Origin of the sequence: Laceyella tengchongensis (assembly GCF_900182735.1) — a bacterium.
GTDB lineage: Bacteria > Bacillota > Bacilli > Thermoactinomycetales > Thermoactinomycetaceae > Laceyella > Laceyella tengchongensis.
Genome location: NZ_FXTU01000002.1, coordinates 458,832 through 485,295, shown reverse-complemented (window position 1 = coordinate 485,295; position 26,464 = coordinate 458,832). Strand labels below are relative to the sequence as shown.

The window sequence follows — 26,464 nt, the reverse complement described above, 5'->3', positions numbered from 1 at the left end:
AGGGAAGAAGTATGCTTCGCTGCCCCAACTGCAATTCGCACGACCTGGGAAAAGTGGGAACCAACCAGTTCTATTGCTGGCAATGTTTTGTAGAGATGACAACAGATGATAAAGGGATTTCCTCCATCTACCAAGTGGAGGAAGACGGAAGTTTGACGTCCCTCAACGACCTGTTTTTTGAAGAGGATAGCCGAACGGTTTATTTGGATTAACTCATCTTTCAACCGTGCCAAAAGGAGGGAACCACATGAATCGCCCGATGGTGATCACCCTAATGCTGGGCAGCTTGCTGGCGATCGGAGCCAACGCTTTGATGAATGCGAGACGGCGGAAAAACAAATGGTTCCGTTATGTGTATCCCATGTTGAAGCAAATCAATGGGAACCGCATGATGAAACGGATGATGAGAAATCTCCCGCTGGCTAGGTAAACACCGCACCCCTGGGCCGTATGGCGCGGCCCAGGTTTTTTCCGTTTGTGAGTGAAATGGCGGACATATCGGAGATGCGATCATAAACTCTCTTTTTTTCTCGTATCTTAAGGGTAGCAAGTCTTGTCCGATTGGAGGGGGAGCTGTTGGAAAGGTGGAACCTCAGTAAAGCGCTACAAGTTTCCTTGCTGATACTGGTGCTGCTGGGGATATTGTTCATGCTGTATCAGATCAACCCGTGGCTGCAAGTGGTGTTTCAGTTTTTGCGTGCCGTGTTGGGGCCCTTCTTTATTGCGATGGTCATCTCTTACCTCCTCCATCCGATCGTCAATTTATTGAGCCACAAAGGCTTGTCCCGCTCATTGTCCGTTTTGTTGATTTACACGCTGTTCATCGCATCGTTGGTGATCCTCACGATGAAGACCGTGCCGATCCTCGAAGAGCAAATACAGGAACTGTCGGAGCATTTACCGCAGTGGAGCCAAAAGTTCCAACAGATGATGAAAGAATACAATGATCACAGTAGTGAATTGCTTCCTTATGGGGTTAAGCAGGGAATCGAAAATTCGCTGGGTCGGTTGGAAACGAAATTGACAGAACATGTTGAGAAGATGATGAGCGGTTTGGGGACCACAATAAACCAACTGTTTTTGTTATTCATCACTCCTTTCTTAGCTTTCTACATGCTAAAAGATATTCACTCCATCGAACGCTCCTTTTTTTCGCTGTTTCCCAAACAGCGGCGCCGCGAATTGGTTCGGCTGATAAGGGACATGGATCAAGCGTTGGGAAACTATGTGCGAGGACAGTTTCTCGTGTGCATGGTGATCGGGGTATTGGCGTATATCGGATACCTGATCGTGGGAGTGCCGTATGCGCTGTTGTTGGCGGCGATGGTGGCCGTATTTAACATCATTCCGTATCTGGGGCCGATTTTTGGAGCGATTCCCGCTTTATTCGTCGCTTTGTTCCATTCACCGCGCATGCTCGTGGGGGTGGTGCTGGTCAACTTGGGGGTGCAGGTGCTAGAGGGAAATGTGATTTCGCCGCAGATCGTGGGCCGCAGTCTTCACCTTCATCCGCTCGCCATCATTTTCGCGCTGTTGGTGGGTGGAGAATTGGGTGGAGTGTGGGGATTGATTCTGGCCGTACCCGTTTTTGCCATGGGCAAAGTGATGTTGGAACACATCGTGGATCATTTGACGAAAGTTAGGGTTTGAAACTTTCCATGCAAGCTTGTATAATGGGTAAAGACAATGCAAAAGCGAACAAGATGGTGATGAAACCGAGCGATCCTATCCCCCGTCAGAGAGAAAAGCCCTTGGCTGAAAGGCTTTTCCGGTTCAGGTTGGTTCGCGGCCAGTTTCGGAATGCAGCTAATCCCTGCCGGCATCGACCATGCCGTTATCCAAATGAAGTGACCGTGTTACATAGTCGGCTGTTGGCCGCTTGCATAGATGCGGTAAATAGGGTGGTACCGCGGAAACCTTTCCGTCCCTTACTGACAGGGGATGGAAAGGTTTTTTCTTTGCAAAGAAAAGGAGGCATACACACATGAAAGCAAGTGAGATTCGTCGCAAATACCTGGAGTTTTTCAAACAAAAAGGGCACGCTATCGAACCGAGTGCGTCGTTGGTTCCGGTCGATGATCCCACCTTGCTGTGGATCAACAGCGGAGTGGCAACACTTAAAAAGTATTTCGATGGCCGGGTCACACCTGAAAATCCGCGCATTGTCAATTCACAGAAATCCATTCGTACCAACGACATAGAAAATGTGGGCTACACCGCACGCCACCATACATTTTTTGAGATGTTGGGCAACTTCTCCATCGGGGATTACTTCAAAGAAGAAGCGATCACCTGGGCTTGGGAATTCCTAACCTCGCCCGAATGGATGGGTCTGGACCCCGACCGCCTATCGGTGACTGTCCATCCGGAAGATGAGGAAGCGTACCGTTATTGGCATGAGAAGATCGGCATTCCCAAAGAGCGCATTGTCAAGCTGGAAGGCAACTTCTGGGATATTGGCGAAGGGCCGAGCGGACCCAATACGGAGATCTTTTATGATCGCGGCGCGCACATCGGCGATCCCAACGATCCCGAGATGTATCCCGGCGGTGAAAATGAACGCTATCTGGAAATCTGGAACTTGGTGTTTTCTCAGTACAACCACAACCCAGATGGCACGTACACCCCCCTGCCGAAAAAGAACATCGATACGGGGATGGGATTGGAACGGATGGCTTCAGTTATGCAAGATGTGCCGACCAACTATGACACTGATCTGTTCCTGCCGATCATCGAAGAAACCTGTCGCATCACCGGAGCGACTTACCAGCAGAACGAAGAGACCGACATCGCGTTGAAGGTGATCGCCGACCATATTCGCACCATTGTGTTTGCCGTGGGCGATGGCGTTTTGCCGTCTAACGAAGGTCGTGGGTATGTCCTGCGCCGCTTGTTGCGCCGCGCTGTCAGATACGGACGGAAGCTTGGCATGGAACGCCCATTCCTGCACGAGCTGACTCCGGTGGTGGCGGAAATCATGCGTGACTACTATCCAGAGCCAAGTGAGAAGAAAGCATTCATCGAACGGGTTATCAAAAGCGAAGAAGAGCGCTTCTTGGAAACCTTGAGTGAAGGTCTGCATATCTTGGAAAACATAGTGGCCGAGGCGAAACGAGAAGGGCGCACCGTGATTGGCGGAGTTGACGCGTTCAAACTGTATGATACCTATGGGTTCCCCGTCGACCTGACCGAAGATTTCGCGAGGGAGCATGGGTTGGAAGTGGATCGCGCTGGCTTTGACCGGGAAATGGAATCGCAACGGGAGCGTGCCCGTGCTGCTCGCCAAGAAGTAGACAGCATGCAAGTGCAAGGGGGCGCTTTGAGTGAGCTTGAAGTCGCTTCGCAATTTGTTGGTTACACCGAACGTGTGCGGCAAACCCGAGTGAGTGCGATCATCATCGACGATCAGCTGGCCGAGTCGATCCAAGCGGGCCAAAAAGGACTCATCATCTTAGATGAGACTCCCTTCTACGCAGAAAGTGGTGGCCAAGTAGCCGATACGGGCTGGATTGCGTCCGCTGGCGGCAAGCTTCGGGTTGAAGAAGTGAAAAAAGGTCCGCGTGGCGAACATGTGCACTCCGTTGTAGCCGAGGAAGGAACGGTTCGGCAAGGGGACGAGGTTCGCGCTGCTATCGATGAAACCTTGCGCCAGGACATCGTCAGAAACCACACCGCTACGCATCTGTTGCACAAAGCGCTCAAAGAAGTACTGGGTGAGCATGTGAACCAAGCTGGTTCCTTGGTGGCGCCGGATCGACTTCGCTTCGACTTCTCGCATATCGGTGCGATGACGGATGACGAGGTTCGTGAGGTGGAACGACGTGTAAACGAACAAATTTGGGTGAATACTAAGGTTAACATCATGCAAAAATCTCTGTCCGAAGCGAAAGCGATGGGTGCAATGGCCTTGTTTGGCGAGAAATACGGTGATGTTGTGCGCGTGGTTCAAGTCGGCGACTACAGCTTAGAGCTCTGCGGAGGCACCCACGTTGAAAGCACAGGGGAGATCGGTCTATTCAAAATTCTGAGCGAAAGTGGCATCGGTTCAGGCACACGACGCATTGAAGCGGTGACGGGCCGCCGGGCTTACGCTTATTTGGAAGAACAGATGGCGCTGTTGGGCAAAGCGGCAGCCTTGCTCAAAACCAAGCCGGCTGATGTGGCGGAACGCATTGAGCAATTGCAAGAACGGAATAAAGAATTGGCACGGGAAAACGAGTCGCTCCAAGCGAAACTCAACCAAGCGGCAGCCGGCGAACTGATCAACCGGGTGCATGAAGTGAAGGGCGTGCCGGTGCTGTGGGCGCAAGTTGATGCCAACAGCATGGATCAATTGCGTTCGATGGTGGACGATCTGCGCCAAAAGATGGGGCAGGGCGTCATTGTACTCGGTTCCAATGCCGATGGCAAAGTGCAGATTGTCGCTTCCGTATCGCAAGATTATGTGAAAGCTGGCTTACACGCAGGCAAATTGGTAAAAGAAGTGGCCACCCTTTGCGGTGGTGGCGGTGGTGGCCGCCCCGACATGGCGCAAGCGGGAGGCAAACAGCCTGAGCGGTTGCCAGATGCGCTGAATCGGGTCGATGAATTCGTCGAAGCGCAAATATAGAATTTGACAGGAGAATGTCCGGGCAAGGGAGAAGAAAGTAAACGCTGGTCATCCAAACAGAGAGGTGTGAAATCATCCATGGATGAAACAATGAAGTTTAATTTTCGGGGTGATCAAGACCTTGACCCTAAGGATGTCTTGTTTCAAGTGTATGGGGCGCTACAGGAAAAAGGGTACAACCCGGTCAACCAAATCGTTGGCTATCTCATTTCTGGAGACCCAGCATACATTCCCCGCCACAAGAACGCCCGGACATTGATCCGCCGGCTTGAACGCGATGAAATCATCGAGGAATTGGTCAAATTCTACATCGAACAGAACAGTCAATAATAGTGAGGAAACCAACATATGGGGTTTGAGGAGTTCTCTTCATTGGATATAGATGCACCTCGCATCCTCGGCTTGGATGTGGGGGAGCGGAGAATCGGTGTCGCGGTGAGTGATTCCTTGGGTTGGACGGCTCAGGGAGTCACCGTGATCGACCGCAAAGCGGGTGATTGGTGGCAGGCATTGGATCGCTTGGTTCAGGAATACCGCGTCAAAGAGATCGTGGTCGGCCTGCCCCGCAATATGAATGGGACACTCGGTTCGCGCGGGGAAGCGTGCCAAGCGTTGGCCGAGCAAATCCGTGCCCGTTATTCCCTGCCCGTCCACATGTGGGATGAGCGCTTATCCACCGCCGCGGCGGAGCGAACGCTGATTGACGCAGACATGTCCCGGAAGAAACGAAAACAAGTGGTTGACCAATTGGCAGCTACTTGGATTTTGCAAGGATATATTGATGCAAACAGGAGGATTTAAACATGGCAGAACAACAAGAATTTCTTATGATTCCCAACGAAGACGGCACTGAAGAAAAATTTGAGATCCTGTATACATTTGAAAGTGATGAAACGGGCAAAAAATACATGTTCGTCGCGCCGGCGGATGAGTTGGAAAACGAACGGAACAACGAAGACGAAGAAGGCGTGGAAGTGCTTGCTTTCCGTTACACCGAAGAGGGCGACGATATTACGCTGGAGATGATTGAAGAAGACAACGAGCAGGAATGGGATCTGGTTGAGGAAATGTTTAACACCCTATTTTCTGGCATCGAACTAGAAGACGAAGAACATCAGTAAGTGAGGTTTTGGCACGATGGATGGACTGGGAGCGCGCGAGGTGCAGATCTTGCGGCAACAATTGGCCGATAGGCCGATGATTCATCAAGAAACCCCATATCATTTGGTGAGTGAAGTGGACGTGGGGGGGCAACATTACGCCCTGTTGCGCAAAGAGGGCGACCCTGCGGATGACGCTTATCTTTTCCGTGTCAACCAAGGAAGGTTGGAAGAGATAGAAGATGACAATGAATGGGAGAATATTGCCGAAGCTGTAGATGAAATGTTATATTTTCATGAATTTCAGTAAAAACGGGGAAATTTCCCCGTTTTTTTTTATGCCATGTGTGATACCCTATAAAAGAGTTTTTTGACAAAAGAAGATCCTATTTTCACTGAAGTAGAAGGGGTACAAAGACATATGACATGGTTTTGGCGTATCTTCTTTACCTTTGTTCTCCTTGCCGGGTGGGGGGTATTAGGTTACTTCTATGTTGATTTTACGCTGGGATCACCAAAACGAACCAAACCAGTGGAAGTTGAAATCCCAAGCGAGTCCACCTTGCAAGAGATTGGGGAGATTCTTGAACAGAAGCGATTGTTGCGAGAGTCAACTTTTTTCCGTTATTATGCGAAATGGAAGAATCAGACCAATTTGCGTGCGGGGACATTTGAAATCCTGCCGAATGAAACATTGGACCAAATATTAGTAAAGATTGCCGAAGGAAAAGAAAACAAAGTCAAAATCGTCGTTCCTCCAGGCTGGACGGTATATGAGATCGCTGATCGATTGGAAGCTAAAGGCTTTGACAAAAAGGCGTTTTTGGAAGCGTTAAATAATAAAAAACCTAGGTATGCGTTTGAACATAAAATCGCCAAAAGCCCGGATCGCAAATATAAGCTGGAAGGTTATTTATATCCAGATACATATTATTTTAAGCCAAGTGAAAAACCCGAAGAGATCATCAACACGATGCTGGGGCAATTTAATGCCCATTATGAGAAACTCAATCTCGAACAGAAACTGCAAAGCAATCCGCGCCTCAAGAACATGACGCTTGATAAGGTGGTCACCGTGGCATCGCTCATTCAGCGCGAGGGGCAAGACAAACAAGAATTGCCACGCATCGCCGGCGTTATTTATAACCGGTTGGATATTCGAATGCCGTTGCAAGTGGATGCATCGATTGTTTTCATGTACAGGGAGCAGGGGAAAAAAGTTACCCGGGTGTATCAAAAGATGTACAAAGGCGTCAATCATCCATATAACACGTACATCAATTATGGCTTGCCCCCCGGACCGATCTCCAATATCACAATGGAGGCGTTGGCGGCAGCTGTAAACCCGGAGAAACATAAATTCCTGTACTATGTGACAAGGGAAGATGGTACGAAACGCCACTTCTTCGCTACGAACTTTCAACAGCATCAACAGTATAACGCCATCAGCAAAAGAAATAGGGAAAAAGGCCAAGCTATTCCGACAAATGGAGAGTGAATGGCCAGACAAAAATCACCTTCTCCCTCGGAAGGTGATTTTTACTTTGGAGCGAATGGTCGAGATGAGGAAGGATATCAAGGATTCAAGTTCATTGGATGACTTTTCTTTGTGTGGATGTGGGGTCAGTTATGTTAATATGAAATAAAGTTTCGCAAAGACGATTGACCTATATTAATAAAAGGAGTACTAGATAATGAAATGGTTTTTACGTATTTTCTTTACCTTGGTGCTCTTAGCGGGATGGGCTGGATTGGGCTTGCTCTATGTGGATTTCACATTGGGATCGCCCAAGCGGGCAGAACCGGTGCAATTGAAAATTCCGCCGCAAACCTCCTTGGAGGGCATTGGCCGGATTTTGGAAGAAAAAGGCTTGATTCGAAAATCAACTTTTTTTCGATATTATGTTATATGGAAAAACAAAACCAATCTGCGCGCGGGCAACTATGAAATCGCCCCAGGAGAAACACTGGATCAAATGCTGACCCGGTTTGCTGAAGGGAAGGAAAATACTGTTCGCATAGATGTTATCCCCGGTTTTACTGCTTATGACATTGCGGATCGCTTAACGAAAAATGGATTGGATGGAAAAGGCTTTCTCAAAGCGTTAAACGATAAGCCGCCCAAGTTCGCCTTTGAAAAATCGATTCCTAAGCATCCGCAGCGCCCTTACAAGCTGGAGGGGTATCTGTATCCGGATACGTATTATTTTCCCAAAAAGGAAAAACCGGAAAATATCGTTAATGCGATGTTAGAGCGCTTCAACGAGCAATTGGTTAAATTAGATATCGAGAGGGAATTGAGGGAAAAGTCTCCGCTTTCCGGCAAAAAGATGACATTGGACCAATTGGTGACGGTCGCTTCCCTCATTCAGCGCGAAGGCCAAGTGGCGAGTGAAAAGCCGATTATCGCTGGTGTGATTTACAACCGGTTGAATAAGAACAAAAAATTGCAAGTGGATGCGACCATCGTGTTTATGTACCGGATGAAAGGGCAAAAAATCAAGACGGTGCTGGAACGGATGTATTATGAAAAACATCCCTACAGTACGTATGCGATCACAGGATTGCCGCCAGGTCCGATTTCCACACCGACCAAGGTGGAATTGGAAGCGGCATTGCATCCGCAGAAACATCGGTATTTGTTTTATGTGACCAGAGACGATGGTTCCAACCTGCATTATTTTGCAGAGACGGATCAAGGCCATCGGGCCAATCTCCAGAAGCGGGAGCGCAACCGCAAAAGCGCCCAGGCGAACAGCCAATAGGCGCATGAACCGCTGCATGCTAGTAAAAAGGTGCCGAATGAGATCGGCACCTTTCTTTTTATTGGTCTTGGATGTCTTTGATCAGTGCTTGCTTTGTTTCCAGCTTTGCGATAGCGGGGGCGACTTTAAGGGCAGGTGAGATGTTGTTGCCATCGACGGCGAATTTCCCTTGGTATGCGCCGATGATCACATAAGCATCTTGGTTGGTGACGGAGCCTTGATATTTTTGCAAGAACAGGACATAAGATTGGTTCTTATCCATAATCTTATTTCCTTCAACGGTTAAGTAGTTTTTACCGTCGAACCCGCCCGTTTCCAATATGCGAATCGTTTTTTTGTCTGCATGGCCTTTAATTGTCTTGTTGATGTGAAAGTCCGTTACTGTGAAAAGCATGTTTTGATAGCGGATGCCTTGCTGCTTGGTCGATGCCGTACCTTCGACAATCAATTGGGCTTCTTGTTTCATTTCATCCACGCTACTGTATTGCTTGTCCAAGGAGACGCCGACTTCCACCTCTTTTGGAGCGACGAAGGAAAAGTATATTCCACCCACCAGCAAAAGCCCGAGAGCAGTCATCATCAGGGTGTAAGCATTGCGCTTGATGCGTTTAACCATGGGATGGTTCCTCCTTTATGATTAGGATTGGGTTTGGGAAGAAAGGGGATAGATCAATAGATTGCATTTACCCCGTTGATATCGTCTTGCGTGGGGGAGTAAACAGTTCTGCCGTCATTGTCATACATGACAGAACCCCCTGGTCCCAAACGGTTTTCGTGGCTCAGGCCCAGAGCGTGCCCCAATTCGTGGGTGATTACCCCTTTGCGTTTTTGGGAGGAATAACTATCTGTATAGTATGTGTTGATGGAGATATCCATGCGGTAAACCGTGCTTCCCGAGCTGGAGCCGACTGAGCATAATCCACTCCAAGAAACGTTGCCGTAGTTGCCTGCCGTAGTAGTGATGCCGGGATTGGAGCTGTAGGACAAATTGACATCGGTCCAGTTGCTCCATTCCGTTTTGCCGTTGTTGCACTGTGTGGTGTAATCGCCGTGCATGTCGCACTCGTACGTGATATTGGGACTCGCCCACTTGTAACCCCATAATACATAAGCGAATGTAGGAGACCAAGCACCTAAGACCAGTAAAAACGCGAAAATAGCCAACCCTTTTTTCATGTTGTGAACCTCCTGTGGCCAATAGGTTGATTGTGTTAATAATTTAATAATTAGATATTGAATTAAAATTACCTTTATTAAAATAAAAAAATTATTATAATAGTATAATTGTTATAATAAAATTTAATTATCTATCTAAATGGGTGGTTAACGTGTGTTCGTTGCATAGGATCGTGGCTTCCAATGCGTTTTCCCACTCATCTCAACGGTAAAAGGCCTTCCCGCCGCTTTGATCCCCGAACGAGATTTGTGAGACACGCTCAGGATGGAATGTATTGGGTTTTGATATTTCTGAAGAGAGATGATGTTTCACCGATGATCGCGTGCGTTTGTGATAGAACTAATTATCGAAATGGCATAAATATCTGATTTAAAACGGGATCTTTATCGTTCGTTTACGTGTTATTAACATCTTTCCATTAATTTAGAACATGATAGATGATTGACATTTCCGGATGGAGAGTGAGTGTCAGCATGGCAGAAAATCATATTACGCGACGCGAATTCATGAAGTTTGTTGGTGTGGGGACGGCGGCATTGGTCGGAGCGACCACTGGACTGGAACAAGTCGCGCAAGCAGCGGAGAAGGGCGCGACTGACGCGTTTAAAAAGATGGCCCACCGCCCCCCATTTCGCCCCATTTCCCCATCGGATCAGGATAAACTCGTTTTGCCCAAGGGATTTCGGCAGGATCTCATTGCCGCTTGGGGTGACGACATCGGCAATGGTGAAAAGTTCGGCTACAATTGTGACCTGACCGTTTACTTTCCGATTAATGGATCGTCAAAACACGGACTGTTGTGGGTGAATCATGAGTATATTGGCACTGGGGCGCTCTTCATGTATGACGCTGACACGCCGGAAGCCGAGAAACATGCGATTGAACAATACAATGTCGGTGGAAGTGTCATTGAGATCAAGCTATCTGACGGCAAGTGGCGGTTGGTGAAAGGCAGTCGGTATGCGCGCCGGATTACAGCAAACACCATGATGGAACTGACCGGTCCCGCGCGCGGGGATGCGGTGGTTGGCGGAGTCCACAAAGTGAAAGGGACATTTGCCAATTGCAGTGGAGGTCGCACGCTGTGGGATACGGTTCTCACTTGCGAAGAAAATTTTGAAGAAGATGCAAAGCGCTGGGGCCGCAACGACACCCATTATGGCTGGGTGGTGGAGGTGGACCCGTTTGATCCGTCTTCCACTCCGCAGAAGCATACGGCATTGGGACGGTTTTCCCATGAAAACGCGGCGATGACGTTGTCAAAGGATGGTCGGCTGGTCGTCTACATGGGCGATGATTCCAATGACCAGTATTTTTACAAGTATGTGAGCAAGAAGAAGTATCAGCCGTCCCGGGGTAAAGACAATCGGTACCTGCTCAGCGAAGGCACGCTCTATGTGGCCAACTTGGCTGATGGCAAATGGATGCCCTTGGATTTAGAACAAAGCCCTGCTTTAAAAGCCAAGTTCAAGACGCAAGGGGAAGTATTGGTGCATACACGGGATGCGGCCAAGCTGGTGGGAGCGACTCCGCTTGACCGGCCGGAGGATGTGGAAATAAATCCGCGTGACGGCAGCGTGTACCTCGCGTTGACTAACAACACCAATCATGGCAACTTTCATGGGCAAATCCTGCGCCTGATTGAAGATGGGGATGATGCCGCCGCGAAACGCTTCGTTTTTGAGGTATTTGCTGTAGGGGGACGGCAAAGCGGGTTTTCTTGCCCCGACAATTTGCTGTTTGACAAACAAGGCAATCTATGGGTATGCACGGATATTTCTTCTGGCAAGATGAACAAGGACAATACCTATGAGTTGTTTAAGAACAATGGCCTTTTCTTTATCGCGACCCAAGGGCGGCAAGCGGGAGAAGCTTTCCAATTCGCTTCTGGCCCCCGTGAAGCGGAAATGACTGGACCCGATTTCACCCCGGATCAGCGTACGTTGTTTATCGCTGTTCAGCACCCAGGTGAAGAGACCAAAGACCCAAAAAATCCAACTAGCCATTGGCCGTATGGTGATATTCCCCGTCCGGCTGTTGTAGCGATTCGTGGATTCTGACACAAGCCGGTTTTGAAACAACTTTGACAACAGGACTTATGCGTATACCCCGCTCATTTCCTGTCCAAGATGGAGAGAGAAGAGCGGGGTGTTCATGTTATGAGGAAGTGGCGTACTTGGCTTATCAGCTTCGTTATGATCGCCGCGTTTGGTTTGATTGTGTGGCGGCTTTATTATATTCAAATTGAAGCGACGCGCTCATTTACCATGCGTAATCAGCAGGTTGATCTCATTCGTCTAGCGGAAGAGCGCCAACGGGAGGAGATGCTACTTAATAGCGGTCGCGGCGCGATCTTGGATCGCCATGGGGAGCGGTTGGCCGGAGGGGATGATTATCACCTCCTTGTGTTTCCGCAAACACGCCACCTGATGAAAGCGAAGCGACAACAGTTTGCCCAATTGGCCTCGTTTATCCATATGCCACTAACCCAACTGGAGAGTCAATTGGCGCAAATCCGGTTTCCGGGGCTGTTGTCCGGGCCAGCGGGGGAAGAGATTGTTTTGTCGCAGGCCGACAAGGAACAGATTCACCGCTTGCAATTGCCCGGCGTGATGGTGGTGCGTTCCGACTACCGGATGTCCATCAATCATCCAGCGCAACAGGTGTTGGGGCGCTTGGTGCAAAATCCAGGCTTGATGAAATCGTGGTATCCAGAGCAGGTGGCGAGTGGCAAGTGGACCCCCGATTCTCACTTAGGTGTGACTGGCATTGAGGCCGCGTTCGAGCCTTTCTTGCATGGCAATCAAGAAGAGCGGTTGGCTTACACGACCATGGGTAGTGGACTGCCGTTAATCGGCGGAGAGATGAAACGGACAACGAGCAGAGCAGGCAACGATGAACATCCTTACACGGTGGTTACCACGTTGGACAAAGAGCTACAATTGCGAGTCGAACAGATTCTGCGCCAGGAAAATGTGCAAGATGGCGCCGTTGTTGTGCAAGATGTTGCCAGCGGGGATGTGTTGGCGATGGCCAGCCGCCCCGCTGTTCGTAAAGGTGTCCATGAGAACCAGCCTTGGGACAACCGGGCGTTGCTGGAGACCGTACCTGGGTCCATCTTCAAGACGGTCGTCGCGGTGGCTGCATTGGAACAAGGGATTGTGAAGCCGGATACCGTTTTCCATTGCGACGGAGAATTGGAACAAGCCCAGTTAACTGACGACAAGCATGGAGGGCATGGTCGTCAAACATTTGCCGAGGCTTACGCCGACTCTTGCAATGTGGTGATGGGGATGGTGGCCCAGAAGTTGGGAGCCGAGCGCCTTGAAGCTTATGCCAAACGGCTGGGGTTGGCGCAAGAAGTGCTCTGGTCAGGAAAAGTGTTCCATGATGAGCATTTCACCCAATTGCCCCAAGAACAGAAAGGCATGGTTTTTGCCAAGACGACGCCGAAGAACGATCCCGGAGTCATGGCGCAAACAGGCATCGGACAGCGGGACGTGCGGGTGACCCCGCTTCAGGCCGTCAATATGGTGACGGCCCTGTTTCACCAGGGAAAGCCTTTAAAACCGAGAGTGGTTAAGGAAATTCGAGATGAAACGGGGCGGGTGGTATACCAGTTTAAGCCACAAGTATTGCCTGGGGCCAAGCCGTTAAGGCCGGAGACGATTCAGGCGATGAAACAAATGATGCGGTTGGTGGTGGTTAAGGGGACTGCCAGATCAGTAGCCGGTACGACATGGTCACTGGCCGCAAAAACGGGGACGGCGCAAATCGGATTGGATAAAAAACGCTATAACAAGTGGATGATCGGCTTCGGCCCCTTCGAGAGGCCGCGAGTGGCAATCTCCGTTGTGTTAAGAGACATCTCGGATTCTGAAGATCCACGGGCCAAGCGTGTATTTAGAGCGGTGATGGAAGAGATAGCTAAACAGAAACCTACCGATGAAAAAGAGCATGTAGCGAAGAAACAATCTGCCCAGAAATAGAAGATTATATGAATATAAAAGCAACCAGCTTGTGTTCTGGTTGTTTTGTTATGTTGTTATGATTATCATATAGGTAGGTTAAAAGGATAAGTCAAAGGAGTAGACACAATGAAGATCACCGTGAATCTGACAAAGGCTGAACTAGATTTGATTGAAGAGGCGCTCTTGCAATATCAAAATCTTTTGCTGAAATCGAAAGATCAGGATGAGATGGTATCGGATGAGCTAAAATTAGTTCAACGCGTATTAGAAGAATTTGGCATGGAAGGATTGGAAAGTGAAGAGATGGATCAGGCGCACGCTCAACCTCAATCGCAAAAAGCGCTACCAATTCCGCCTGCCAACAATCAATACCCAACTCAACCCAATCAGTTTCCAGGGCCCAACCAATATCATGGCCCAGGGACGTTTGTCACGCCAAACCAATACCCATTTTCCCGATAAGGTTAACCACTTCATCGGGAGGTTAGGGAACGTTTCGTTCTGTGAAAGGATGAAACGGCTAGCTATGACAGGGTAAAGGAGTTGCACTCACCAGAGGCAACTCCTTTTTATGTTTGTCGCTCTAAGTGAAAGTTCAAATATGCGAAAAGAAAAATCTGCTATGTTAATGTATAATCATTTTATATAAAAGTGTGTTGATTACCCATTGAATGGAAAAGGTGATTGGAATTGGGTGGCCGAATATATATGAAATAGCGCCTCTCCAGTTTTCCAGAGGCCAGACTCACCATATGGGAAGACATGATGCTTCGGGAGGCGTTTATGCAAGTCATACGAACGGGTGTGCTAGTCCTCGCACTGGTCATGGTACTATCAGCGTGTACCATGTCTTGGCAAGAAGTGCAAACGGGATGGGGAAAAATAACCCCTACTTTGCGCAAGCCGACATTGGCGGAAATATTGGAATTGACCCGGACGACACTCAAAAAAGAAGCCGGTTGGACTTACAAGGTCAAACGTCAGGAGAAGTTGACCAGGAACCAACAGCAAACGGCGTCACAGTATGAAGCCAAGATCAGTGTGACCAGTGACCCTTATGCGATTCGAAGTCAGGGCACTATTACATCCAAAGGAAAAAGCGAATCCGAACAATTAGTGATGATCGGAGATAAAGGATATCTAAAGATCGGGAATGCACCATGGGAAACGGGCACGCGTGCGGAATTGCGGACAAGTGTTGAAGATCCGACACAAGCACTCATTGAATTAGCGGCAGCTGTCAAACAAAAAAGCGCCACATTTCGCATGGCTGAAACGAATGGATTTTTCCGCGTCACAGCGGAGTTACCTCCCGGACGGGCGGCGGGGATATTAGGAAACAATGCCCGGGCCGAATTGGAGCCTTCCTTGGCGCAGCTACGGGGATTGGGTATCCGGGTGAATCCAGCGAATATACGTTTGAAATCTTATAAGAGAGAAGTGCATATTGATTCGAAAACCCACGTGTTGCATGCCGTGTTGACCCAGTTTTCATTTGAGATACCGACCCCGACTGGGACGGTGACGTATCAACAAACGCAAACGGCAGAAGTGGGTGGTGTGTTCAAAGAGAAAATCACGCTACCGGTTGAGTTGCGACCAAAAGCGAAGTGAGGCGCGGCGGTCGTTCATGTGGGGGCGCCAATTGGCCGGAAAGGTTCCTTGTGTGAGGAACCTTCTTTTTGTTTTACCGCCATCATTGATATGGTATGGTGTTCACGTGGCATCATAAGCCAGCGGATCTTGCCGATGCGATGGGCGTCGTGTCCGGGAATCACCAAGGATTCCCTATGGATTCTTTGTGGATTCCCCTTAATTGGGGTGACTGTAGCGAACGCCAATTGTTGCAAACTGACGATTGTAGTCGGTATGCAACATTTTTTTACTTAACTTTCCACTTATATGGAAGGTTTATACTTCGAGTACAGAAAGGAGCGAATCTCATGTTTAAGATCAGCGAGTTCTCAAAGTTGAGCCAAGTGCCCGCTAAAACATTACGCTTTTATGATCAAATTGAACTTTTAAAACCTGCCTACACGGATCAACAGAGCGGTTACCGTTACTACAAGAGCGAACAGTTGCTCGATCTGCATCGGATTCTGGCGTTTAAGGAGCTTGGTTTTACCCTTGAACAAATCAAACAGCTCTTGAAAGACAACGTATCTACAGTAGAAATGCGAGGCATGCTTCGTCTTAAGCAAGCAGAACTTCACTCGCTGATTCAGTCGAAAATGGAGCGTTTAAGGCGGATTGAGGTGAGACTGGAACAAATTGAACGGCAAAGTGACGGTCTTTCTCAGTATGAGGTTGTGGTGAAGAAGGTGGAGCCCTTATTGGTTGCGACACTTAAAGAGACCACAAGCAGAGCAAGCATTCCCGGGCTGTTTGAAGAAATCGATGAATATCTAAAATGGGATAACATACCGCTTCCTGTCACCCATATGGTGATGAGGCATGGTTGTCCGGAATGTGAAAGCAACATCGATTTAGAAATCGCTTGCCCCATTCCGCGCAAGCTTCAGGACACCGCACGTTTTCGGACAGTAGAGTTGCCGGGATTGACTGTTGCGGCGGTGACCCATATCAGCCGACCGGATGTGGATACGCCAGTGAGCATCGATCTAGGATCATGGATTGAGGAGAACGGCTACCAGATCAGCCCGGAAATGCCAAGCAGAGAAGTATATTTATCAACTAAAGAGGGTGACAAGCTGCGGTATGTAACCGAGAGTCAGATGCCCATTTTGGGAGTCGGGTGTATGTAATGAACCAGTATGCCGATTGCTCTTTGGCGTTTTCTTACCTCATTAAACTGACAAGTGCACTGACCTTGGTTACCGGTTTAATCTTGTTTTGGTAACTGTTAAAGGCGTTTTATTACTTTAGAAAAAGGAGTGTGTTATATGACTGATTATTCGGCGAATCAGATGATTTCGGAATTTGATGTGCCCGTTAAGATGAGAGATGGGGTCGTGTTGCGTGCAAATATTTATCGGCCCAATCAGGAAGGAAAATGGCCGGTTCTACTCCATCGCCATCCGTATAATAAAGATAACCCTCCTGTTTCTTTTGGGTTATACGATATTTCTCGTGCCGTTCGGCAGGGATATGTGGTCATCGTTCAAGATACAAGGGGAAGATTTGCTTCTGAAGGAGATTGGGAGCTTTTTTCGACCAGTCAACAAGAAGCTTCTGATACCGTTGAGACCATCCGCTGGGCAAGTACGCTTCCCTTTAGTAATGGTAAAGTCGGTTCGTTTGGTGAATCTTATTCCGCATTTGTACAGTGGGCAGGCATGTTACAGCATCCACATGAACTCAAAGCAGCAGCGCCTTCTTTTTCTTGGAGCGATCCCTTTGATGGATTAATATACCGGGGAGGAGCGCTGGAACTCGGTTTTTTGTCCTATTGGCAATTAGGAATGTATCTGGACACGCTCTCAAGAATTTATGCCGATGAGCAAGAACGGGCTATTGCCTTGGCGCAGTTAATTTCAGACATTGATCAACTAAAAACGGAGATCAACGCACTGCCATTGAAAAATTTTGCTCCTTTTGCCCGAAATAAGGTAGCTCCGGCCATTCTTCAACAGTTTGAGCGCGGCATGGATCAAGATGATGTAGATGCATTATCGTTGAAGGGGAAATATGACAAATTTACGGTTCCTACACTAAACATGGCAGGTTGGTACGATATCTTCTTACAAGGAACCATTGAAAACTTTTTGCACATGCGTAACAAAGGCGGTAGTCCAGAAGCGCGGCAGAGCAAACTAGTCATCGGGCCATGGGTGCATTTGGATCACAGTCATCAAGCCGGTGAAGTAAATTTTGGATTGGCTGCCAGCTCTGCTGTCGTGGATTTGGTCGGACTCCAGTTGCGATGGTTTGATCATTTCTTAAAAGGAAAGGATACGGGTATCCTCAATGAAGCACCTGTCAAGCTATTTGTGATGGGCGAAAACGTTTGGCGCGATGAATATGAGTGGCCGCTTGCTCGGACTATTTTTACTCCGTATTACTTGCACAGCCAAGGACATGCGAATACGCTTCTAGGCGATGGCGTGCTTAGTACAATCGCACCCGATCAAGAGGCAGCCGATCATTATACGTATGATCCAGGGAGGGGGCTGTGATATTGGAAAACATCCCCTTGCCATATACTGAAAAATCCGATATGTTGGAGATAATGAGGTGAGATGAATGAGCGAAACGCACTGGGAAGAGCGGCTGAAACGGATTGAAGAGAAGATAGAGCAGCTTCCTACCAAAGAGGATTTAGAAAGTGTTATTCATGTTCAAGAGGTTGCGGCGGCATCTCTGCAAGAGAAAACCTATCAAGTAGGCGACCAAGCAGAGAGTGGCTATGTGGTCTTGGAGTCGTTATTTAAAGGCTTAGAAGATCGTGTAGCAACCATGATTCAAGAAAGTGAACAACGGATTATGACCCAGATGGAACAGATGGGCAAGGTGTTGGAGATGGTGGCCACCCTCAATCAAAAACAGGACGAGCGGCTTTCACGATTGGATGAGAGATATCAAGGATGGAAGAAAGTATATCCGGGTTAACGGACATCACACGCGCCTGGATTTATAAAGGGAACCTAATTGAAAAGGAAGTGCAGGAGTTAAAGAAACGGATGGGGGACGAGTAGTCGTCCTTTTTTTATTGCGTCCAAAAAGTGATGGGTGACTCTCTAATAGTCACCCCTTTTCAACTTCATGTATTCTTTTAATATCTCCCCACACTCCACACGCATGAACTCATTGAGAAACTTCATATTGAGCCGATACCCCTGATATACATACTCCACCATGCGTTCCCCCCGCCAATTGAACCGTTTGGATGATTTCTCCCTGGGATTGACGGAAGTAACGGCGAAGGTCAGCCATTTCCTTTAAGATGAGGTTGGTGATGTGGTCGAGTTGATATTGATACACATGTGCCATTTTGAGATGATCCATGTGCTTTTTATCTCGGTCTAAGGCTTCGAGTAGAACTTCGAGGTGGGTGTAGCGTTTGAGTTTGATTTCAAGATCGAAGTGTTCGTCATCATAAAGCATCTTCCATCACCTAAATCCATGATAGCACGTGGATCAAGGTTCAGAAGGATTCTCGGGCTTTAAAGGACCGATTTCCATATATTTAAGCACGATCTTCTCTTCTTGCTTCTCTGCTTGGTTTAACTCATTGGTGTCTTTGACCACTATGACAGGTGGATCTTTGTCGTCTTTGTGCATGGGGATGAGTTCGAATTCTGGTTTAAAGGTTTTCCGCTTGATATTGACAGGGGCAGTAATGTAATAGTCTTTGTATGTATCAAGAACAACTTTCGTTTCTTTATTTTGTTCAATTACATAGTGCCAGGAAGTCTTTGTAACTGTATATCCGGAAAACATTATTGCCAAAGGGACAACCATCAGCAAACTAACCACTCCTGATGTAAAATATATACGAAACCAAAAGAGTCTAGGGTCTACATCTTCTTTTACAAACATTAACTGAAACTTTGTGTAATGCTTCGCAATAATAAAGGAGAAAGAAGCAAGTATAATAGTATTTAGTAATGTATAAAACTTTGTATCTGGATTTGCATTGATTGGAGAAGTAAAATATATCGAATTAATAAAGCATAATGAAAAAGGAACCATTATATTAATGAACCTAGTCCGAGTACTAGCACCATTCATTATCGATGCAATGACAATCATGATAAATTGGAACATATATTTTCCTGGTTCAATCAAAGAATTAAAGGAATAGTCTATATAATCAAAAGGGATATTTAGTTGCTTAAACTTAGTCTCATAATAAATTTGAACGCAATAGTACCATAGCAGTGCTAACAATAATATTAACAACTCCACACCAATCAACTGCTGCCACCAGGTCCAATTTTGAGTCATTTCCTCTTTCTTTTCTCCAATTAAAGCAGACAAAGCCTCTTCACTTTTCTTTGTATCCTTTTTTTCTTTTTTTTGACCATTATTATTCCTTCCCCCTCAATAAATCAATTTTTCTCACTCATTCTCTCCTTTTCTCCATATTTGAAGAACGAGAAATAGGATATTTATTCATCTTTAGAGGATGGGTCATTAACAAACATCCAATCATGAATATGATAGACCTCGCTAACATCAATTTGGGGTTTAACCATGAAAAGAATGTCATAACCTACCACAATTCCCATCAACATATTGGTGATGGTTTGCGTATCCACATCCGTTCGGATTTGACCTAACTCCTGACCTCTTTTCACGATGATGTTTAAAAAGGTTGACCACTGATCAGCATTAGCTTCCAACCATACGCGAACAAATTCATCCTTACGGGAATGGATTAAGAGATGATAATAAGCAAATGCCCAAGTCAAGCGATCTTTTCCTGAGCTTGCATGGATTTCAGCTATCACTTTTTCCAGAATGGCTCGAACATTGCAGTTGTCTTTAGACAATTCCTTTGGAATCTCTTCTGTCATCCGATCATGACCCCGATCCAAGCGTGTACGCATCACTTCATACAGCAGTTCTTCCTTGCTTTTAAAGTGAACATAAAAGGACCCTTTGGTTCTCCCAATGCTGGTCATGATGTCGTCAATACTTACAGCGTCAAATCCTTTATCGGCCATGAGCTGAAATGTAGCATCAAGGATTTTTCGTTTGGTTTCAATGCCAGTTGAAGATTTCATAAGCAACTACTCCTCTTGCTAAATTTATCATAATTTACTAAAAAATTGTTGGTTCATTCGGGTGTGTATATTATAATTAGATTGTACCAAACGTTCAGTTTGATTTTAACATCAAAGAAGTGAAGCGTCTTGCAAGGAAATAACTTTAGGGAGGCTAAATAAGTGGTGAAAAAAGTATTATCATTGTTTTTTGCTTTGTCAATGCTTTTGACTGCTTTTGTAAATTCGGTTTATGCGGAGGTGAGTGCAAAAGGATATGATAGTGCAACGGCAGAGCTCACAAGAGGATATGGGGAAGCAAGGGCAAGATTATATGTTAGCAGCAGTAGTGATTTAGAAGCGTTTTGGCAAGTTAGTAGGTATAGTAACCATTCGGTTATTTTTAAAGTAATAGACCCAGCCGGTCATGTGGTTGCACAAACTGTAAAAGGCCCTGGTACTGCCGGCAGATTCCTAAACGATTGGACACCGAGTACGGGAACTTATCGCATAACAGTGGATTGTTATGGTTCAGCAAAAGATTGTATAGCTGAAGGAACTCTTCAAGAACGTTGGTAGTATATAATATTTATAAGTCAATTTAAGCGTAATCTCTACAATACTACTATGAAATATAGTTACAACCCGATTGAAGGATACCGATTATCTCAAGTACTTAGATTACATTGTTTCAACTGAATAAAAGGGCCCGGTCGATGATTCTAATCTTCGAGTCAAATTATGTAGACGGGGCGGTTCTCCTTGTACTGTGCAAAAACGGTTCAATGGAACTTACGCATACTTCACTGGTCTGAACAGCGGTGATTATGAAATCATAATTACCGATTCGAGCAGTACGTACCATTATAGAGGCAATGGTGCTTACCAGGTATATTAATATTGAAACTGCACTTTGCTATTGTGAGTGTAAGGAGTAAATCTAAACAGAACAGAGCGGACATGATCCGCTCTGTTTTATGATCAGATAATAAACTCCTGAAACACGGTATTCGTATCAATCCTCACTTGGTTAGCCTTCTCGACTTCACCTTCATGCGGATTGCCGGCATCAGATAAATAAACTCCTTATCCTCATCAACCTTCGCTCGATCCAGCATCAACCAAACGGCCTTGCGTGCATCAGGCGGAGCCGGAAAATCGATGATTCCCGCCGGCCGCACGTTCCCCTTTTCCTCCAGACCGATAAGCCAACCAAACTCGCCTTTGCGAACTCCAGTTAACCGCACCTCATGGTAGTGATAGTTGATTACCTTGAGCCAATCATGCGATCTGTTCCCCACTTGGTAGGACGAATCCTTTTTCTTCATAACGATGCCCTCTAGGTTATGCTGGCTGACGAGATCAAAGAAGCCCTTTGCCTGTTTACCTGGTACGCTTCGCACTAAGGAGAGATGGGGTTGCTCGTTGATTCGATCTTGTAAAATGGCCTTTCGTTCATGAAGAGGCAGCATAGTCACGTCCTGACCGCCGATCATCAGTACATCAAACACACAGAACTGGACAGGATGGGTTTTCATCAGCGCGTTGATCTTAATTGGATTCGTTGTCTGGAAACGGGTCATCACAGCTTCAAAGTCAGGGTGTGCCCGCTCATCCGTGACAACCACTTCCCCATCCAGTACAGTATCAGGCGGGAGGTCAAGCCTGGCCAACTCCGGGAACCGATCCGTACACGGAGTTCCGTGCCGTGTCCAACAGCGAATGGTTCCACTGACGGTTGAGAGGATTCATCACGAAAGGTGGATCAATCATGATGCCTCCTGATTTTCCTAGCGGTGCAATGGATCAGCGAGAGATCGAATCACGCCATGACGTATTGGTTTATACCACTCCCGTATTAGAAGAAGACATAGAAGTGACAGGGCCGGTTAAAGTAAAACTGTGGGCAAGCTCAAGTGCCTTAGACACCGACTTTGTCGCGCGATTAGTTGATGTTCATCCCGATGGGTATGCACAAAATCTAACCGATGGCATTATTCGAGCCCGTTATCGGAATGCTGCTAAGGGGGAGGCTCCTAGCTTAATCGAGTTGGACGTATCTCCGATTAAAAGAAATTACCGCTGAAAATGAAAAAAGAGGAATCTTGGTAGCATTCCTCAAACGTCTTTATTTATCCTTTGGCTTTCTATAAACCAAATTATGATTTTTGAATATTTGTGTTTAGGAAATCCCCAAAGAAGCAGCTGGAGCATGGCATCCGGCTGCTTCTTTTAGGTCGCGTGTGCTGATAAGTTGGGTTGCGCTTCATTTTCGCATGCCAAATGCGGCGTTGATTTGGCCCCGGATCATTTGATTCCGTAGCTGGCGGTGCTTCCGTTGGCTTTCCATTCGTTTGATCTCCACTGTCTGCAATCCGTCTTCTATGTGGTTGGCGATATCCATCAACTTCTCAATATCCGAAAAGGAAAACTTTCGCGTCCCGCCTTTCGTCCGCTCAGGAAAGATTAATTGTCGCTCTTCATAATAGCGGATCTGTCTGACGGACAGCCCGGTCATCTCGCTAACCGTTCCGATATTGATGACTTTGCGATCTTTGTAAGACATAAGCCGCTCACCTCATATTCACTTTAACATAAAACCAGGCGGCTTCAGGTTGTTTTTGTTAGATTATCTTACATAAATAAAAGTTGAAATGTATTTTGTGTAATATAATATGACATGATTATAGAGTGGATTGAAACCATTGTGACATAATGAAGTGACAGGAAAAAACGCGCGGTTAGAGAATCTTTCAACAATTGGAAATAGATGTTAGATGACAGAGCGATGTAGGAACAGGGAGGAGGCGGCCGAATGGCGGAATATGCGACAGCTTGTCAAATCCCGTCAAAAATCAGCCTACTGGAAGTGATCCGCTTTGTGGAAAAGGCAGATCAATATGATTGCTATATAGTAATTGAAGCGAATCAAATTTCTATCAACGCCAAAAGCTTACTCAGCATGTGCGTGTTGGTGTCTGGCATCATTAAAGGTCCCGTCACGATCCGAACTTCTGGCGTGGATGCAAAAAAAGCGCTAGTGGCAATGGAGCGGCTGTTTTCGCTTCCCCTTGGTAGCGAGCGAATCGACGCCGCGGCTGGTGTCGATGTGCCCAGCGCCGAGACAAGCGCGGAACGGTTTTCGGCATCGTCGGATCAATAGGATGAGCGTGGCGTAAACTTTTGTCCGCAGTGTAGTGCTCTTAGAAAGGGGTAGCCTGGTTATGCCTAAAGTGTCGTTGATAGCTGACATTGAGTTATTGCTGTTTAATAAGATATCGATGCGGTTGATTCTGTGGTTTACCGCGACGCTGGAGGGATTTGTACCAAAGGAGTCCGTTCTGGTGACCCGCTGATTATGGCACGTCATTGCTGAACGGATTGGTTGCATAGGCACGGTGGGTGTTTGGTTTGTAGCAAACTTAATTAGAAGATACCAAATAGGAATGATGGCTATAACCCGAGCGATCTAAGACCTAACAAATAGAAGCATATTGATTTACGAAAGTTAGGTTTCGTAAACTGAGATGAAAAAGCCAGTGTTTATAAGGGTTTTGAGGCGGTTTGATTTGATTATATTTACGACTGGCATTGTCATTTTCTGTTTATTTCTCATTACATTAAGTTATCTTAAAGATGGAGAAAAGAGATGAAAACGTTTGATGAATTGGCCCAAGAATTAAAACCTGCTGATCCCGATGTTTCCGCTGCTTGGGAGTTAGTTTTGATTGGTTTGCAAATAAGAATGATATCAGAAAGAGAATTACAGGATACGCTAGATGGTTTAAAACAAAATGTCGGAAAAGGGTTTAATGAAATTGATTTTGACCCACATTTTCCCGATGGTGAACTTCGTGTTTCTTTATTGGATTATGAAGAGGTATTTTGTTCTAAGAAACGGTTTATTGAACATTTACAGATGGTGCTGGAACGATATAAATAGTATTGTAGCCAGTAAGAGACTTATTCGTTAATGAAGTATGTGTAAAACTCGTTTACTATTCTTAGAAGAACAACATAATGAGCCCCACTCCTTTCACTCATCGGCGGTGGAAAAACAGGATTTCGATGAGGAGGGAGTGGGCTTTTAGTTTGTATCGGTATCTGACGATGTGTAGAAAGGATTTATTCAATTAGAATGCCATTCCATCGTTTTCACCCGTCAAGGGCGTGCGATTCTAGGAAATTGCGACAAGGGAAACAATGTAGGTAATGTCAAATGTAACACGTCTAATAAATTGACAATCTATTTATATTAGATGGAAAATTATAATGGATTTGTAATCTTTGTAAGGAGTGTGAAGAAATCTAGTGGCTGAACCTTTTCAACGATGGGCTATGGGACGATGGGAATTAATTGCGGGCAAATGGAGAAATTGGTTGGAAAGGCATCCTCGGGTGGTTCGTCGAGTACGCAAGACATATGTCTTTTTCTCTTGGCTGGCCTTGTTGCTTTCTATTCTGTGCTGGATTTTCATCCCTGAAACAAGAAAAGCGCTGATTCAGTTGATATGGAGCTATTATGTTTTATGGCAGTTTTGGTTTATCGCCAGAAGCAAAACGCTGACATGGACAACCTATGCCCGCTTTTTTACGATCGGAGCTTGGATTATCGGGCCGTTGACGGCCGTGATTATATGGGGCGTGCATGGAATGGTGAGCGGAGACGCCAGCTCGTCCATCAGTGATAACTGGAGTGAAGACGTCTTGGGGCCAATTGTGGAAGAACTGGCCAAACTCCTTCCACTGATGGTGTTTCTGTTGTTTTCCAAACGAGCCAAATCGTTCAGCGTGACTGACTATTTGCTGGTGGGCGCGGCAACAGGCGTCGGATTTGACTTTATCGAAGAAGTGGTGCGCCGTTGGGGTGAACGTGTATATGATGATAGTATTTTTGGGGTGATTGGAGATTTCTTTAACAACTCTGAGCAGGTTTGGGCATGGGATGTGTTGTTTCCTGGTTATGTCATCAATGGCGATGTACTTAGTCCAGGTCATTATGTATGGACTGGATTTGTGACGCTTACCATTGGATTTGTTGCGCGGTTCCGGGCGAAATGGGGGAAAAAAGTTTACCTCATTCCACTTGCAATCTTGGCTTGGGCGATGTTTGACCATGGGGCGTATAATGCGACCATTGACGGAGATTTGCCTCCGGCGCTGGAGTTGGTTCATGAATGGACGGGGCAGGGACATTATTATAAAACCATGCTGATCGTTTGCTTCGGGTTGGCCATTTTGCTTGATTATCGCGCATTGAATAAGTCGAGATATTCATTGCCTCTTTTGCCTAATGAAAAAGTGATTGAGCCAATTAGTGAAGTGATCTTCTTGTTGCAATCCATGTGGTGCGGACCAAAAGCGTGGGGCAACATGATGTCCTTTTTACGGGAACGGAGGCATACGGGGAAATCCAGTATCAAATAGCATAGGTAAAACAATCTATCCCAAATACCTAACTGCAGGCGAAATAGACCAAATAGCTGAATTGGCTTTTAAAAAAGCACTAAATGCTGAACAAGGAACACTGCTGAAAACGCAACTTGGGAATAGGGGCATTTTTAAAGCAATAGTGAAGTTGAAAAATAACATTGAATTAGAGATAGAGGGCTGGTTTAAAGAATTAGCTGATGGTACGAAAGAAATTACTTCCCATTGTCCCGCTTATGACAGAAAGAATCCTCCTAACTGGACAGACTTAGGGCCTAATGATTGGTAAAAGTAGAAGAGAGGGTTTTCAATTATGGAAGAAAAAAAGAATTTACGCTTTGAAGAGATTGCCAGAGAACTTAAACCCATAGACCCCGATGTTTCCGCTGCTTGGAGAATTGTTTTAATTGGATTGGATACAGAGATGTTAACGGTAAGGGAATTAAAAGAGGTTTATGAATGTCTGAAAGAAAATGTCGGCCGTGGCTTTGATGAATTTGATTTTGATCCACATTTTCCTGATGGTGAGATTCGGGTTTCCTTATTAGATGAAGAAGTATTTTGTTCAAAGGAGTTGTTTATTGAGCATTTGGGAAAAGTGCTTCACAGTTATAACGAATCTAGTTAGAGTATAAGCGAAAGGTTAGGTCAAATTTCTTTTAAGTGGTTAACAAATAGCCCCACTCCTTTCACTCATCGGCGGTGGAAAAACAGGATTTTCGATGAGGAGGGAGTGGGGCTTTT

At 46.4% G+C, this 26,464-nt stretch carries 32 protein-coding genes; 25 read left to right on the top strand and 7 right to left on the bottom strand.

The window, feature by feature from the left end:
• The first annotated feature begins 11 nt into the window (after positions 1-11).
• The 10 genes from QQZ12_RS05960 (at position 12) to mltG (QQZ12_RS05915) (ending at position 8,474) form a co-directional block, all read left to right on the top strand.
• A complete protein-coding gene (locus QQZ12_RS05960; protein ID WP_102993067.1) occupies positions 12-212 on the top strand; it encodes a hypothetical protein in 201 nt (66 codons plus the stop codon).
• A gap of 35 nt (positions 213-247) precedes the next feature.
• On the top strand, positions 248-430 hold the full coding sequence (locus QQZ12_RS05955; RefSeq protein ID WP_022736752.1) for a hypothetical protein: 183 nt from the start codon (positions 248-250) through the stop codon (positions 428-430).
• 146 nt (positions 431-576) lie between these two features.
• On the top strand, positions 577-1,650 hold the full coding sequence (locus tag QQZ12_RS05950; protein WP_284724102.1) for an AI-2E family transporter: 1,074 nt from the start codon (positions 577-579) through the stop codon (positions 1,648-1,650).
• 334 nt (positions 1,651-1,984) lie between these two features.
• Positions 1,985-4,609, top strand: coding sequence for an alanine--tRNA ligase (gene alaS, locus QQZ12_RS05945; RefSeq protein ID WP_102993065.1), 2,625 nt, complete (start codon positions 1,985-1,987; stop codon positions 4,607-4,609).
• 78 nt (positions 4,610-4,687) lie between these two features.
• Entirely contained in the window at positions 4,688-4,939 is a 252-nt protein-coding gene (locus QQZ12_RS05940) for an IreB family regulatory phosphoprotein (RefSeq protein ID WP_022736749.1), read from the top strand.
• A 42-nt stretch (positions 4,940-4,981) separates the two neighbouring features.
• Complete coding sequence (ruvX, locus tag QQZ12_RS05935) at positions 4,982-5,410, top strand: Holliday junction resolvase RuvX (RefSeq protein WP_223247962.1); 429 nt, start codon at positions 4,982-4,984, stop codon at positions 5,408-5,410.
• Between the two features lie 2 nt (positions 5,411-5,412).
• Positions 5,413-5,730 (top strand): DUF1292 domain-containing protein, encoded by a 318-nt coding sequence (locus QQZ12_RS05930; RefSeq protein WP_022736747.1) that lies wholly within the window; start codon positions 5,413-5,415, stop codon positions 5,728-5,730.
• A gap of 16 nt (positions 5,731-5,746) precedes the next feature.
• A complete protein-coding gene (locus QQZ12_RS05925) occupies positions 5,747-6,019 on the top strand; it encodes a DUF1292 domain-containing protein (RefSeq protein ID WP_102993063.1) in 273 nt (90 codons plus the stop codon).
• Between the two features lie 111 nt (positions 6,020-6,130).
• A complete protein-coding gene (gene mltG / locus QQZ12_RS05920; RefSeq protein WP_102993062.1) occupies positions 6,131-7,207 on the top strand; it encodes an endolytic transglycosylase MltG in 1,077 nt (358 codons plus the stop codon).
• Between the two features lie 196 nt (positions 7,208-7,403).
• The gene (gene mltG / locus QQZ12_RS05915; protein ID WP_102993061.1) at positions 7,404-8,474 is read left to right on the top strand and encodes an endolytic transglycosylase MltG; all 1,071 of its coding nucleotides are present in this window, start codon (positions 7,404-7,406) and stop codon (positions 8,472-8,474) included.
• 58 nt (positions 8,475-8,532) lie between these two features.
• Here mltG (QQZ12_RS05915) and QQZ12_RS05910 read toward each other — a convergent pair whose 3' ends face one another.
• Positions 8,533-9,090: a hypothetical protein gene (locus QQZ12_RS05910; RefSeq protein WP_102993060.1), complete on the bottom strand. Its 558-nt coding sequence runs from the start codon at positions 9,088-9,090 to the stop codon at positions 8,533-8,535.
• A 53-nt stretch (positions 9,091-9,143) separates the two neighbouring features.
• Positions 9,144-9,650: a M57 family metalloprotease gene (locus QQZ12_RS05905; protein WP_102993059.1), complete on the bottom strand. Its 507-nt coding sequence runs from the start codon at positions 9,648-9,650 to the stop codon at positions 9,144-9,146.
• A 474-nt stretch (positions 9,651-10,124) separates the two neighbouring features.
• Here QQZ12_RS05905 and QQZ12_RS05900 point away from each other — a divergent pair, with 474 nt between their 5' ends.
• The 7 genes from QQZ12_RS05900 to QQZ12_RS05870 all read left to right on the top strand — a co-directional run bounded on the left by QQZ12_RS05900 (position 10,125) and on the right by QQZ12_RS05870 (position 18,191).
• Complete coding sequence (locus QQZ12_RS05900; protein ID WP_102993058.1) at positions 10,125-11,711, top strand: PhoX family protein; 1,587 nt, start codon at positions 10,125-10,127, stop codon at positions 11,709-11,711.
• A 99-nt stretch (positions 11,712-11,810) separates the two neighbouring features.
• Positions 11,811-13,640 carry a peptidoglycan D,D-transpeptidase FtsI family protein gene (locus tag QQZ12_RS05895; protein ID WP_284724101.1) on the top strand — a complete coding sequence of 610 codons (1,830 nt, stop codon included), beginning with the start codon at positions 11,811-11,813 and terminating at the stop codon, positions 13,638-13,640.
• A gap of 108 nt (positions 13,641-13,748) precedes the next feature.
• On the top strand, positions 13,749-14,084 hold the full coding sequence (locus QQZ12_RS05890) for a hypothetical protein (protein WP_102993056.1): 336 nt from the start codon (positions 13,749-13,751) through the stop codon (positions 14,082-14,084).
• A gap of 321 nt (positions 14,085-14,405) precedes the next feature.
• On the top strand, positions 14,406-15,236 hold the full coding sequence (locus tag QQZ12_RS05885) for a hypothetical protein (protein WP_284724100.1): 831 nt from the start codon (positions 14,406-14,408) through the stop codon (positions 15,234-15,236).
• A gap of 329 nt (positions 15,237-15,565) precedes the next feature.
• On the top strand, positions 15,566-16,387 hold the full coding sequence (locus tag QQZ12_RS05880; protein ID WP_284724099.1) for a MerR family transcriptional regulator: 822 nt from the start codon (positions 15,566-15,568) through the stop codon (positions 16,385-16,387).
• Between the two features lie 138 nt (positions 16,388-16,525).
• On the top strand, positions 16,526-17,758 hold the full coding sequence (locus QQZ12_RS05875) for a CocE/NonD family hydrolase (protein ID WP_284724098.1): 1,233 nt from the start codon (positions 16,526-16,528) through the stop codon (positions 17,756-17,758).
• Positions 17,759-17,825: 67 nt separating this feature from the next.
• A complete protein-coding gene (locus tag QQZ12_RS05870; RefSeq protein WP_102993052.1) occupies positions 17,826-18,191 on the top strand; it encodes a hypothetical protein in 366 nt (121 codons plus the stop codon).
• Positions 18,192-18,386: 195 nt separating this feature from the next.
• Here the strand turns inward: QQZ12_RS05870 and QQZ12_RS05865 are convergent, their stop codons facing one another.
• From QQZ12_RS05865 to QQZ12_RS05855, 3 genes are all read right to left on the bottom strand, one after another.
• A complete protein-coding gene (locus QQZ12_RS05865) occupies positions 18,387-18,686 on the bottom strand; it encodes a YhjD family protein (protein WP_284724097.1) in 300 nt (99 codons plus the stop codon).
• A gap of 33 nt (positions 18,687-18,719) precedes the next feature.
• Positions 18,720-19,562 carry a hypothetical protein gene (locus QQZ12_RS05860; RefSeq protein ID WP_284724096.1) on the bottom strand — a complete coding sequence of 281 codons (843 nt, stop codon included), beginning with the start codon at positions 19,560-19,562 and terminating at the stop codon, positions 18,720-18,722.
• A 131-nt stretch (positions 19,563-19,693) separates the two neighbouring features.
• Positions 19,694-20,311, bottom strand: a complete 618-nt coding sequence (locus tag QQZ12_RS05855) for a TetR/AcrR family transcriptional regulator (protein WP_284724095.1) — start codon at positions 20,309-20,311, stop codon at positions 19,694-19,696.
• A gap of 162 nt (positions 20,312-20,473) precedes the next feature.
• Between QQZ12_RS05855 and QQZ12_RS05850 the strand changes: the two genes are divergently transcribed.
• Positions 20,474-20,869, top strand: a complete 396-nt coding sequence (locus tag QQZ12_RS05850; RefSeq protein WP_102993048.1) for a hypothetical protein — start codon at positions 20,474-20,476, stop codon at positions 20,867-20,869.
• Positions 20,870-21,312: 443 nt separating this feature from the next.
• Here the strand turns inward: QQZ12_RS05850 and QQZ12_RS05845 are convergent, their stop codons facing one another.
• Positions 21,313-21,963 carry an ATP-dependent DNA ligase gene (locus tag QQZ12_RS05845; protein ID WP_284724094.1) on the bottom strand — a complete coding sequence of 217 codons (651 nt, stop codon included), beginning with the start codon at positions 21,961-21,963 and terminating at the stop codon, positions 21,313-21,315.
• A 98-nt stretch (positions 21,964-22,061) separates the two neighbouring features.
• On the opposite strand from QQZ12_RS05845, the gene QQZ12_RS05840 reads away from it, so the two are divergent.
• On the top strand, positions 22,062-22,376 hold the full coding sequence (locus QQZ12_RS05840; RefSeq protein ID WP_102993046.1) for a CocE/NonD family hydrolase: 315 nt from the start codon (positions 22,062-22,064) through the stop codon (positions 22,374-22,376).
• Between the two features lie 180 nt (positions 22,377-22,556).
• Here QQZ12_RS05840 and QQZ12_RS05835 read toward each other — a convergent pair whose 3' ends face one another.
• A complete protein-coding gene (locus tag QQZ12_RS05835) occupies positions 22,557-22,856 on the bottom strand; it encodes a MerR family transcriptional regulator (RefSeq protein WP_102993045.1) in 300 nt (99 codons plus the stop codon).
• Between the two features lie 249 nt (positions 22,857-23,105).
• On the opposite strand from QQZ12_RS05835, the gene QQZ12_RS05830 reads away from it, so the two are divergent.
• From QQZ12_RS05830 to QQZ12_RS05805, 6 genes are all read left to right on the top strand, one after another.
• Entirely contained in the window at positions 23,106-23,453 is a 348-nt protein-coding gene (locus QQZ12_RS05830; protein WP_102993044.1) for an HPr family phosphocarrier protein, read from the top strand.
• Positions 23,454-23,514: 61 nt separating this feature from the next.
• Positions 23,515-23,646, top strand: a complete 132-nt coding sequence (locus QQZ12_RS05825) for a hypothetical protein (protein ID WP_262983039.1) — start codon at positions 23,515-23,517, stop codon at positions 23,644-23,646.
• Positions 23,647-23,939: 293 nt separating this feature from the next.
• Complete coding sequence (locus QQZ12_RS05820; protein WP_102993043.1) at positions 23,940-24,233, top strand: hypothetical protein; 294 nt, start codon at positions 23,940-23,942, stop codon at positions 24,231-24,233.
• A gap of 368 nt (positions 24,234-24,601) precedes the next feature.
• Positions 24,602-25,717, top strand: coding sequence for a PrsW family glutamic-type intramembrane protease (locus QQZ12_RS05815; RefSeq protein WP_284724093.1), 1,116 nt, complete (start codon positions 24,602-24,604; stop codon positions 25,715-25,717).
• 61 nt (positions 25,718-25,778) lie between these two features.
• Positions 25,779-26,009 carry a hypothetical protein gene (locus QQZ12_RS05810; RefSeq protein WP_102993040.1) on the top strand — a complete coding sequence of 77 codons (231 nt, stop codon included), beginning with the start codon at positions 25,779-25,781 and terminating at the stop codon, positions 26,007-26,009.
• A gap of 24 nt (positions 26,010-26,033) precedes the next feature.
• A complete protein-coding gene (locus QQZ12_RS05805; protein ID WP_054095960.1) occupies positions 26,034-26,348 on the top strand; it encodes a hypothetical protein in 315 nt (104 codons plus the stop codon).
• The last annotated feature ends 116 nt before the right edge of the window (positions 26,349-26,464 follow it).